The organism is Deinococcus fonticola, assembly GCF_004634215.1.
Classification (GTDB): Bacteria; Deinococcota; Deinococci; order Deinococcales; family Deinococcaceae; genus Deinococcus; species Deinococcus fonticola.
Map to the genome: position 1 here is coordinate 97989 of NZ_SMMH01000005.1, position 11454 is coordinate 109442.

9 protein-coding genes are annotated in these 11454 nt (G+C 65.7%); 4 read left to right on the forward strand and 5 right to left on the reverse strand.

The annotated features are described in order from the left end of the window. Nucleotides 1-177: 177 nt before the first annotated feature. The 4 genes from E5Z01_RS04715 to E5Z01_RS04730 all read right to left on the reverse strand — a co-directional run bounded on the left by E5Z01_RS04715 (nt 178) and on the right by E5Z01_RS04730 (nt 6413). Nucleotides 178-1434: an extracellular solute-binding protein gene (locus tag E5Z01_RS04715; protein WP_119763369.1), complete on the reverse strand. Its 1257-nt coding sequence runs from the start codon at nt 1432-1434 to the stop codon at nt 178-180. A gap of 181 nt (nt 1435-1615) precedes the next feature. After that, nucleotides 1616-3826, reverse strand: coding sequence for an NEW3 domain-containing protein (locus tag E5Z01_RS04720; RefSeq protein ID WP_167757769.1), 2211 nt, complete (start codon nt 3824-3826; stop codon nt 1616-1618). Nucleotides 3827-3988: 162 nt separating this feature from the next. Further along, a complete protein-coding gene (locus E5Z01_RS04725) occupies nt 3989-5416 on the reverse strand; it encodes an argininosuccinate lyase (RefSeq protein ID WP_135228310.1) in 1428 nt (475 codons plus the stop codon). Beyond that, nucleotides 5406-6413 carry an ROK family transcriptional regulator gene (locus E5Z01_RS04730; RefSeq protein ID WP_135228311.1) on the reverse strand — a complete coding sequence of 336 codons (1008 nt, stop codon included), beginning with the start codon at nt 6411-6413 and terminating at the stop codon, nt 5406-5408. The genes E5Z01_RS04725 and E5Z01_RS04730 overlap by 11 nt, the downstream gene beginning before the upstream one ends. 194 nt (nt 6414-6607) lie before the next feature. Between E5Z01_RS04730 and glcF the strand changes: the two genes are divergently transcribed. From glcF to coaE, 4 genes are all read left to right on the forward strand, one after another. Then, nucleotides 6608-7885, forward strand: coding sequence for a glycolate oxidase subunit GlcF (gene glcF, locus E5Z01_RS04735; protein WP_135228312.1), 1278 nt, complete (start codon nt 6608-6610; stop codon nt 7883-7885). Next, nucleotides 7885-9375: an FAD-binding oxidoreductase gene (locus E5Z01_RS04740; RefSeq protein WP_240738188.1), complete on the forward strand. Its 1491-nt coding sequence runs from the start codon at nt 7885-7887 to the stop codon at nt 9373-9375. Before glcF ends, E5Z01_RS04740 begins: the two co-directional genes overlap by 1 nt. Further along, entirely contained in the window at nt 9362-10021 is a 660-nt protein-coding gene (locus tag E5Z01_RS04745; protein ID WP_135228313.1) for a DUF5639 domain-containing protein, read from the forward strand. The genes E5Z01_RS04740 and E5Z01_RS04745 overlap by 14 nt, the downstream gene beginning before the upstream one ends. 247 nt (nt 10022-10268) lie before the next feature. Then, nucleotides 10269-10892, forward strand: a complete 624-nt coding sequence (coaE, locus tag E5Z01_RS04750) for a dephospho-CoA kinase (RefSeq protein ID WP_135228314.1) — start codon at nt 10269-10271, stop codon at nt 10890-10892. 84 nt (nt 10893-10976) lie between these two features. Here coaE and E5Z01_RS04755 read toward each other — a convergent pair whose 3' ends face one another. Next, nucleotides 10977-11378 carry a hypothetical protein gene (locus tag E5Z01_RS04755; protein WP_135228315.1) on the reverse strand — a complete coding sequence of 134 codons (402 nt, stop codon included), beginning with the start codon at nt 11376-11378 and terminating at the stop codon, nt 10977-10979. Nucleotides 11379-11454: the final 76 nt, after the last annotated feature.

The window sequence follows — 11454 nt, forward strand, 5'->3', positions numbered from 1 at the left end:
TGTAGACGAAACAGACGGAAGCCGTATGACCTGAGGAAGATTCATTTCAATTTGTCCTTTCAACCTCTCCCCTCTTTCAAGGGGGTGGGACGTTAAACACCAGCGCCCACCCCCTACTTTCCATGGACAGCAGGCGGAGCGGTGACCGTACCCCCTCACCGCTCCGCCCCGTCACGTTTACTTGTAGTAGCCGTTCAGAATCTTCTGCTCGTCGGCGGCAATTTTCTTCATGGCATCGGCGGGTTTCGCCCCCTGTTTCAGCACCATGTTGATGCCGTCCAGCCACGCCTGGCGCTGCCCGGCCTCGTCGATAAACAGGGTGGAGTGCGCGAACGGCAGGGCCTGCACGAACGCGCCGTACACCGGGTCCGTGCGCAGGGCAGCGTTGCCGGCCAGTTTCTTGCTGGCGGGAATCTCACCCACCGAGCGCAGCCAGGTGTTCATGGTCTCCTCGTTGGTCAGGAATTTCAGGAACTTCACCGACGCGGCCAGTTTGTCGCCCTTGGCGTTCTTGGTGATGCCGTTGACCCAGTAGGAGCCGAAGTTGCTGCGGACGTTGTTGCTTTTGAAGGTGGGCAGCGGCACCACGCCCCAGTTGAATTTCGCTCCGCTCTTGATGCTGGCAATGGCAAAGGAACCGTCCACGATCATGCCGGCCTTCCCGGCGATAAAGGCGTCGCGGTAGCCGTTGTTGCCGGGGAAGTAATCGGTCACGCCCACCTTGTTCTTGCTGACCAGATCGGTGTAGAACTGCATGGCCTTGACGCCCGCGTCGGTGTTGTAGTTCACGGTCTTGCCGCCGTCGGTGTAGGGCGAGCCACCGTATTGCCGCACCAGTACTTCGCGCAGCATCTGCCAGTCCTGCCCGTTCGGGGAAATCCCGAAACCGATCTGGCTGTAGCGCGGCGCGTTGCCCTTGGTCATCTTCTGCGCGGCCACGATGAAGTCTTCCCAGGTGCGCGGCACGGTCAACACGCCGGACTGCTTCATCAGGTCCTTGTTGTAGAAGAGGGCCAGGGTGCGCACGCTGGTGGGCAGCGCGTAGTACTTCCCGTTAATCTTGCTGGTCTTGATCATGGGCACGAAGGTGCTCTCGATGCGGGCCGTCGGGAAATCCTTTTCCGGCAGAGGTTGCAGGAAGCCGCCGTCCACGTACTGCGGCAGCCAGCCGTAGAACAGGTTCACCACGTCCGGCCCCTGCCCGGCGGGCACGCTGGAGGCGACTTTCTGGTTGTAGGCGTCGTAGGGGAAGGTTTCCTGTTTGATCTTGATGTCGGGGTTGGCGGCCTCGAACTTCTTGATCAGGTCGTTCATGGTGCTGACCTTGCTGGCAAAGTCGTACTGCCAGTAGGTCAGGGTCACGGGGGCCGCGGAAGCGCTGTGCAGCAGGGTGGTGGCGGTGAAAGCGGCGGCCAGGGCAAGCAGTTTCTTCATGGGGTTCTCCTTGGGTGTGAGTGGCTGATGTGATTAGAGCATTTGCCAAAAGAACGCGGTGTTTTTTGGCCGAGCAGAGTGAGTGAATTCAGACGAGCAGGATGGACTTGCAAAGCTGCGAAGCAGAGAATGGAGCGCTCTGGGTGGCCCTTCTACAGAGGGCGGAATGCGGAGGACTGCTCTATTGTCCCAGAGTCACGCGGGGCCATAAGTAAGGCAGGGCCTGTTTGCCACCCCACGAGAAGGCCGCCCAGGCCAGGCCGCTCTGGCTGATGTTCGCGCCCACGCGGGCGTCCTTGGTGTCGCCGTCGTACATCACCAGGTTCAGACCGATGGTGTCGCCCGGTTTGGGCTGCCCCCCACCGGATAAAGCGGGCATGGCGGCCCAGGGAAGGCGGAATTCGATGTCGTAGCCGCCGTCCGTCTTGCGCGAGGCAACCTGCATGCCGGGCGCGGTCTCCTCCATCACGCCCTGGTTGGCGTCGGCGTCGCGGAATCCCCGCGCCTGGAACCCGGCGGTGGTGCAGGGGAAAGCGGCGGCCATCAGGGTGGTGGAGGTGTCGCGGCTCTGGCCGCTGGGGTCGACAGTCACGCCGATGGCGTCCGAGCGGAGCTGCGCCTTCACGTCGTCCGGGGCGATGTTGCACGCCACCAGTTCGTCCTTGACGCTGAGGCCCACGTACAGGAACTGATCGTCGTAGGCGAGCTTGAAGCCAGCGCTGGCGTCAGCGTCGTTGTCGGGCTTGGTGCGCCACCACAGGTCTGCCGGGCCGATATTGCCGCCCTGGCCGGTCAGGTCGCCCAGGTCACCGTCGATCTTCGGGGCGCTGCTCAGCCTGGGGATGGTCAGGCTGGGCAGCACGTAAGCGCTGGCCGTGTCCTTGAATTCCCCGGTGCTGAGCGTCACGGGCAACAGGGCGCTTTGCCGCCCGGCTGGCAGCGCGGCGGCGCTGGCCTCCACGTTCACGGTCAGTTCCTGCGACTCGCCGGCTTTCAGCGAGTAGCTGGGCATGTCCTTCACGCTCAGTCCGGCGGGCAGCGTCAATTCCAGTTTTCCGCTGGCAGGGGCGCTGCTGCGGTTGGTGACGGTCACTTTCACGGGGGTGGTCTGGCCCAGCAGCAGCGGCAGGCGCGTGGCCTGAGCGCCCATCACCCAGTCGGTGTTCGTTTCGCGCGCGAACGCCTGATACCCGGCGATGTCGAAGGTCGGCGCAAAACTGGCGACCACCGCCGGCACCGGGCGCACGTAGGTCAGGGTGCGTCCGCTGACGGCTTGCGTGCCCAGCCGGGCCGTGTAGCTCAGCGTGAGGGGCGCGCGTTCCGCTTTGGCCCCGCTGGGGGCGGTGACCTTGAAGGTATGCGTGAAAGTCTCGCCGGGCGCCACACGGCGCGCGGCGGGGCGGGCGCTGACCTGCCAGCCGTCCGGGGCACTCAGGGTGAACTGCGCGGCGTCCAGCGCCTCTTTGCCGGTATTGGTGAAGGTCAGGGTCACGTCGGACGCCTGCCCGGTGCCGATGTCAAAACTCTTCGGGCGGGCCTCCATCCGCACGGTCGTGGGCGAGTTGGTCGCTGCCACGAACACCCCGTCCAGCAGCGAGGTTTCCTTTTCGGGGGTGGGCACGCGCGAGGCCACCAGCATGAACGTCTCGGGATTGGCGGTCTTGGCCGGCAGGCTGTTGGAGGCGTCCCAGCCCTGGGTGCGGTAGTTGTAGGTCGCCATGTTGCGCAGGTCGGCGTAGCGCACGCGGGCGGTGCGCGAGAGGTCGTCGGTGGGAATGCTGACGGTCGCGGACTCGGCGTTCGGCGGGTAGTAGTACAACTTCAGCGGCGTAAACGGGGCCAGGCCTTCTTTTTCCAGCTGAGGACAGTACTTGCTGTCGCCGGCGTAGTTGTAGGCGAGCGTGGCGGCGCGGGCGGCCATCTGGTGCTGCCCGTGCGTGCCGGGGCCAGGCCACATGGTGATCAGCACCTCCGGGCGGCGGAGCCGGACCAGGCGGATCACGTCGCACACGAACGCCTGACCACCCCATTTTTTCTCGGTTTCCTCGGCCGACAGCGTGAAGTAAAAGTCGGTCAGGCCCAGGAAGTGCGGGCTGTCGATGCCCAGCATGGCCAGCGAGCGGCGCTCCTCCTCCTCGCGGATCAGACCAATAGCCCGGCCCGTCTCGCGCCCGGTGGCATTGCCGCCGCCCTCGCCGCCGGTCAGGGTAATCACCGTGCCCTTGTAGCCGCCGTCCAGCGCGTAGCGCGCAAAGGTGGCCGACACGCCCCCGTCGTCGTCCGGGTGGGCACCGATGAACATGAAATCCACGTCCATCAGGTCCAGCCCGCTGACCGTCCCGCCGTAGCTGCCCGGCCCAGTCGGCGCGGTGGCCGGGACAGGGGCCGGCATCACAGGAGCCGGGGCGGTTTGAGCGGCAGCGAACCCCAGAAAAGCACTCAGAAGCGAAACAGCCAGACTTTTCCTGTACATGCGGAACTCCTTTGAGATCGTGAACCACGGTGAAGGGGCGCGAAGGATAATGAGCCAGAGTGGTGGGCGGACAGGTTTCTTTCAGCCTCCGGGCGGCCTTTCGCCCCCGGCGCCTTCGAGTTGTGCTCTGGAGGCCATGAAGCGGCCCGTCAAGCCCTCGTGCCGGGCAAAATCCGCTTGCAGGCGCTCATGGGCATCATCGAGTTCGCCGCGCATGACGCTGGGGGCGGGGCCACCCAGGGTGGTGCGGCGGGCGATGAACTCGGCCGGGTTCAGGGCGCTTTGCAGTTCGGCGCTGCTGATGTCCACGCCGATGCCTTGCAGGTCGCCCAGGGTCAGGGTGTCGATGGTGCGTTCCTCGTCGTGCAGCTGGTTCAGCAGGGTTTTCACGCGCCCGTGCGCGACGCGAAAGCCGCAGCCGGTCTTGCGGGTAATCGCGTCGGCGAGTTCGGTGATGGGCGATTCGCCGCGCCGGGCCTCGTGCAGCCATTTTTCGCGGTTGATGACAGGGTTTTGCAAGGAGGCGGTCATCAGTTCCACGCCCTCGCGGAATTCCTGCCACATGCTGCTCAGGGGCGGCTGCATGTCCGGGCCGGGGTCGTTGATGTCCCCGAAGGGGACGTTGTGGCTGCTCAGGATGACGCTCTGGGTCATGCCGATGGCCTTGCTGAATTTGGTGCGGGCGTGTTCCAGCGCCACCGGGTTGCGTTTCTGCGGCATGACGCTGCTGCCCTGCACCAGGCCGTCTTCCAGCGCCAGCAGGCCGCGCGAGGCCCAGAACAGCAGGTCGTGCAGCACGCGCGAGAGGGTGGTGGACGTGACCGTGATGACGCTGGCGACCTCCACCTGCCAGTCGCTGGCGCTGACGGCGTCGTAGGTGTTCTCGATGGGGCGCTCGAAGCCCAGCAGTTCGGCGGTTCTGAAGCGGTCGATGGGAAAACTGGTGCCGCCCAGCGCCACCGCCCCCATGGGCGAGAGGTTCACGCGCGCGAGGGCCTCGAACATGCGCTGGGTGTCGCGCGCCAGGTTGTTTTCCACGGCGGTCAGGTAGTGCGCCAGGGTGGTGGGCTGCGCGGGCTGGTGGTGGGTGTAGGCGACGATGATGGTGTCTATCTCACGGTCTGCGAAGGCCAGCAGGGTGCGCCTGAGGTTCAGCACCCGGAAGAGCGCCCGCATCAGGCGCAGCCGGGCCGCCAGGCGGTAGATGGTCATGTCCAGGTCATTGCGCGAGAGGGCCGTGCGCAGCGCCCCGGCCGCCGGCGGGTTCAGCGATGCCAGCCCACGATCCACGGTGAAGAACACGTCCTCGACCAGCGGGTCGTAAGGCGGGAAGGGTTCGCGCCGCATGGCCTGCAGCAGCCGGGCGGCCTCGGCGGCGTGCGCCACGCCCACCGAATCGAGCATCAGGGCGTGGGCGGTCAGCGAGTCGAACAGGTGCGGCAGCAGGTGCTCGCTGGCGTAGGTGTAATCGGGTTGCAGCACCGCTTTCAGGTAGGTGTCATGCCACATGCGTCTCTCCGGGTAAAAGTGGGGACAAAGTGTTCAGGCGTTCTTGCAGCCGGTGGCGCCCCAGGCTCAGGGCCAGCAGGCTCGCGCCCGCGCACACCAGTTCGGCGCAGGAGGTGCGGGCGCTGCACGTTACGCCGGCCGGCAGCAGCGCGGCGGTGCGGCGCAGCAGTTCCGAACTGTCGGCGGCCCCCGAACCGATCAGTACATGTTGCAAGTCCAGGGTGTAGCTCAGGCCCGCCAGGGCGTAGGCAGTGGCCTCGGAACGCTGCGCTTCCGGCAGTTGCTCGATGGCCTCGTGCCCCCGCGGCGTGGGCCAGGGCGTGCGCCCCAGTTCGCCGGCGCGTCCGGTGGCCCCCCGGTACACCTCGCCGTTCAGCAGCAGCCCCAGCCCGGTGCCGCTGCGGCGTTCAAGCAGCACCGCCAGGTGGGCGAATTCCGGCAGCTCGGCGGCGGCGGCCAGCGCGGCCAGGTTCGCGTCGTTCTCGAAGTGCAGGGCCGGCCCCAGTTCCTGACGCAGCCGCGCCGGGTCGAGTTCCGGCAGGGCGTTGGGCTCGGCGGGAAGGCCGGCGTCACCCAGCGGGGCGGGAATGCCGATCACCACACTCCAGAGCGGCAGGTCGGCGCACACCCGCCGGATCAGGGCGATTACCGTTTCGTTCAGCTCCCCGCCCACCGGCACCTCTCCCTGGCTGATGCCCTCGCCGGCCAGCGTCCGGCACTCGTGCAGTACCCGGCCGCGCTGCACGTCCAGGCCAATGACCAGGCCCAGGCGCGGGTGAAGGGCCACCTGCTGCGGCACGCGCCCGCAGCCCTGCGGCTCGCCGCCTTGCAGGGTGACCACCCCGCAGCGCTGCAATTCCTGCACGATGGCGTTGACCGTGACCTTGGACAGGCCGGTGCGCTCCGCGAGTTGCGGGCGCGTCAGGCTGGGCTGCCGGAACAGTTCCTCGGTGACCTGCTGCCGATTTTGTCTCCGCAACACCTGCGGTTGACCCATACCTTCACCCCGGTGGATGGCGCTTCTTTCTCTTGCCGTTAGATAAGTTAAGAAACTTTACGAATATCGGCAGCATAACGAAGCCCCTGGCCGGGCGCAATCCTGAGGAAACCTTAAGAGAACGGCAGTTGGCGCCCGGCAGCCCTCTACTCTTTTCCGCCGGCCAGACGCTTCAGCGGCCTATGCTGTCTGCCATGAACAACGACATTCCCGTTCTGGCCCTGGGGCCTCAGGGGGAGGTGATGGCGCACGCCGTGGACGCCTGTGTTCACTGCGGCTTCTGCCTGCCGGCCTGCCCCACCTATGCGCTGCTGGGCGACGAGATGGACAGCCCACGCGGGCGCATCGTGCTGATGAAGGAAGTGCTGGAGGGCCAGCTTGACCTGCAAGACGCCGCGCCGCACCTGGACCGCTGCCTGGGTTGCCAGGGCTGCGTGAGTGCCTGCCCCAGCGGCGTTCCGTACGGCGAACTCATCACCGCTTTCCGGGGCTGGAGCGAACCGCAGCGGCGGCGCAGTCCCCTCGACAGGGCCAAACGCTACGCCATTCTCCGGGCCCTGCCCGCCCCGAAACTGTTCAGCGTGGCCGCGCGAGTCGGCCAGTACGCCAAGCCGCTGGCGCCCGCCCTGCCCGCCGCTTTAAAAGCCCCGCTCGACCTGCTGCCCGAGCATGTTCCCGCCATGCAGCCCAGCCCGCCCGTGACGCCCGCCAGAGGCCAGCGCAGAGGTCGGGTCGCTTTTCTGGCCGGGTGCGCCCAGCAGGCCCTCGCGCCGAACTTCAACGCCGCTACCCTGCGCGTCCTGAGTCGCAACGGGATCGAGGTCGTCCTGCCCGAGGGTCAGGGCTGTTGCGGGGCCGCCGCCCTGCACACCGGCGCGCGGGACGAAGCCCTGAAGCTGGTGCGGGCCAACCTGCAGGCCTTCGACCCCGACGAGTACGACGCGATTATCAGCAACGCGGCCGGCTGCGGCGCGGGCCTCAAGGAATACCCGGTGGTGCTGCACGGCCTCCCCGACGAGGAACAGGCGAAAAAATTTGCCGCGAAAGTGCGCGATATCAGCGAGTACCTGAACGAACTGCTGCTGGGCGGCGAACTTCAGCCCTTCATGCCGGCCCGAAAGCCCCTGAACGTCGCGTACCACGACGCCTGCCACCTCGCGCACGCGCAAAAGGTCAAGGCGGCCCCGCGCGCCCTGCTGAAAGCCATTCCCGGCGTGCGACTCGTCGAGATTCCTGAAGGTGACCTGTGCTGCGGATCGGCCGGCACCTACAACCTGGAACAACCCGAACTGGCCGCGCAACTGGGGCAGCGCAAGGCCGGCAACATCCTGGGCACGCAGCCCGACCTGATCGCCAGCGGCAACATCGGCTGCCACACGCAGATTCAGAGCCACGTGCGGCGCCAGGGCAGCCAGGTGCCGGTGATGCACACCATCGAGGTGCTGGATCTGGCGTACCGGGGGGAACTGTAATGGCAGGTAAGAAGATGACCCCCGAGAAAATGGCAAGCGAGAAAACAGCCGTCGAGAAACAGGGCTTGACCACGAATTCCCGCGCCCGCAAGCCGCGTTCGGAAGGCACGCCGGATAACCCCCTGGCCGCCGAGCTGACCCGGCAGCTGGGGTCAAAGAAGGTGCTTCATCAGCTCTCCGAGCGCCTGAATTACCGCTACGACGCTATTCAGTTCGGCGTAACGCCGCTGTGCGTGGTGTTGCCGGAAAGTACGGCGGACGTGGTGGCGGCGGTGAAAGTGGCGCGGGCGGCTGGTATCCCGATCGTCGGGCGCGGCGCGGCGAGCGGCCTGAGTGGCGGGGTCACGCCCTTGCAGGAATCCCTGGTGATCTCGTTTACGCGCATGACGCGCCTGGAGGTGTTCCCGGAGCGGCGCGAGGCAGTGGCGCAACCGGGCGTGGTGACGTTGAAGGTCACGGAGGCGGCCCGACCGCACGGCCTCTTTTACCCGCCGGATCCGGCCAGTTTCCGCACCAGCACCATCGGCGGCAACCTGGGCGAGAACGCGGGCGGCCCCATGTGCTTCAAGTACGGCGTGACCGGCGATTACGTGAAGGCGCTGGAATTCGTGGACGAGGGCGGGGACGTTCACCGCGTGACCCGCGAGGCCTTCGATCTGGCCGGACTCCTGATCGGTTCGGAAGGCACACTGGGCCTGATGACAGAGGCGACGCTGCGCCTGATTCCCCCGCCGAAATTCACGCGCACCCTGATGGCGCACTTCGCTGAGGTCGGGCAGGCGGCCGAGGCCGTGAGCGCTGCCATTGCCGCCGGGGCGGTGCCGGCCAAACTGGAATTCATGGACCGGGCCTGCACGAACGCCATCGAGGATTACCTGCACCTCGGCCTGCCCCGCGAAGCCGAAGCGGTGGTGCTGGTGGACACCGACGGGAACGACCTGAGGACCGTGGACGCCGAACTGGAACTGGTGGCGCAGGCCTGCCAGGGTGCTGGGGGCGTGGTGAAACTGGCCGCCGACCCCGCCGAGGCCGACGCGCTGTGGCAGGCGCGGCGCAGCATTTCCCCCGCCCTGGGGCGCATTCGCCCGCAACGCATGAACGAGGACATTGTGGTGCCGCGCAGCGCCCTGCCGCAGGTCGTGCGGGAAATTCGCGCGCTGGGAGACGCCAGCGGCCTTCACCTGGTGCAGTTCGGACACATCGGCGACGGGAACCTGCACCCGAACATCATGTTCGACCCGCGCATCGAGGACGAAGGGGCCGTTCACGACCTCGCGCACAAAATAGCCCTCGTCGCCATCCGGCACGGCGGCGTCCTGAGCGGCGAACACGGCATCGGCACCATGAAACGCGACTTCATGACCGACGCTGTCGATCCGGTGACCCTCCAGGCCCTGTGGAACGTGAAAAAGGCCCTCGACCCCGCCGGACGCCTGAATCCGGGAAAAATTCTGCCGGAGCAGCCAGGAGGCCCGCATGCCCATCCTTGACCTGTCGCCGGGTGACCAGACCATTCTCGTTTCTGGGGACACGTCGCTGCTGGAGGTGTACCAGGCTTTGCCGGCGGGGTTGTTTCCGCCTTTTCCGCCATTGGCGTTGCCGGGTGGGGTGGGTGGCCTCGTGGCGCGTGGAGGCTTCGGGCAGAATTTCTTTTTCGGGGCGGAAGTGCTGGGCGTGACGTTCCGCGCCCCATCAGGCCGGATCGTGAAGGCGGGCGGGCGCACGGTCAAAAACGTGCAGGGCTACGACCTGACGCGGCCTTTCGTGGGAAGTTTCGGCGTGCTGGGTGAAGCGCTGGAGGTCACGCTGCGCCTGCGCCCCGGCCTGAGCGTCCGTCACGTATCCGCACCCGGCTCACTGCGGGACTTGCCCCCGACCTCTGCCCGGTTCGCCTGGGAGGTGGACGGCGTGGTGAACCTCCTTCATTTCGGCCACGAACAGGGGGTCACCGAGGCCCTCAAGGTGCTGCCCGGCGCTCTGGACGTGAAGGACATTCAGAACCTTACGCCACTTTTCCCCGATGGCATGGGCGTCGGCGACACGGGAACCGTGCGCGACCTGCGTTTCGGCTGGGTCAACGGTCAGGCCCACCCGCCTGTGCCAGAACTGTTCCGGAAAGTGGCGGCGAGCCTGTAAAAAACCTATATAAAAGAGGAAGCCCAGTGTCAGGCTTCCTCGCATGGTTCAGTCAGGCCGCTTTAGGCGGCGTCACTGCTCGCACATCCGTTTTTTAACTCCCAGAGGTGGATGTCTCCCTCAAGTGCTTGTTGTACATCGTGGATTGCACGGCACGGCTCCTGAAAGCCAGAACGGTGATCTTAACTCACCAGGCCAAAGATGTCAAGCCCTGTCAGAGCCTGGCGGTGTGCTTTCATACGGAATCATGGCCGCTTCAGGGGATAAACACATCAAACGTCTGGGCCTGACCGGCAGCATCGGTGCGGGCAAAAGCACGGTGACGGCGCTGCTGCGGGAGCGCGGCCTGACCGTGCTGGACGCCGACGAACAGGCGCGGCTGGTCACGCAGGAACCGCAGACGCTTGAGCAGATCGGGGCGGCCTTTCCCGGCACGGTGCAGGGCGGCGTGCTGAACAGGGCGGCCCTGGCGGCCGCGGCGTTCAGTGATCCGGAGCGCACGCGAATCCTGAACGCGATCACCCACCCGCGCGTGCGGGCAAGAATGGCGGCCTTGGAAGCCCAGGCGGTGGCCCAGGGCGCGGCATGGATCGTGCAGGATATTCCCCTGCTGTTCGAGACGGGCCAGGAGAAAAACTTCGACGCGGTGCTGCTGGTAGATGCCCCGCTGGACACCCGCCTTCAGCGCGTCATGCAGCGCAGTGGCCTTTCACGCGAGGAAATCCTGGCCCGCGACGCCCGCCAGATGCCCGCCCACGAGAAACGCAAGAAGGCCACCATCACGCTGGAGAATGACGGTGACCTGGAGAACCTGAAAAACCAGGTGAATGCTGTTTTCGATAAAATATTTGCTTCTGGAGACGAAATTTAATACTCGCCTTTGACCACGGCTCAAGTCAGGGAGAGGCCCGTCCCCTCACCGAGGGGCTACTGCTTCCAGCCTTAAAAGGCGAGTTCAGTAGATACGCCTCAGGGCGAGCGTATAGCCACTGGTGGTCTGGCCATTCTTGGTCAGGGTGCAAGTGCCCGTGTACGACGAGCTACTCATACTCAGATCACTGGTGCAGTTCAGGCTCCTGGTTTGGGTCGTTGCGGTGAGGTTGCCCGTGTTGGCAGGCCCATTCGATGTTGAGGCAACTACACTGAACACCTCTCCAAGACCAGTCAGGTGTCCAAAGGCGAGGCCGCTGTCAGACACGTATTCCATATTGCCCTTCAGTGTCTCAATCGTCTGGTTGTCCTTGGTCAACGTGCCAGACCAGGGGCCTTCTATGCTGGGTTCAGGACTCTGCCGACACGCGGAAAACAGGACGACAAGGCACAGCAGCGAGGAACGTTTGAAGAGAGAATGATTCATAAACCGACCTCACAGGGAAAGGTTGCGGGGGAAGTGTTGGGCAGCCGCCAGCGCCCAGTAAGCTTCAGCGGGAGCA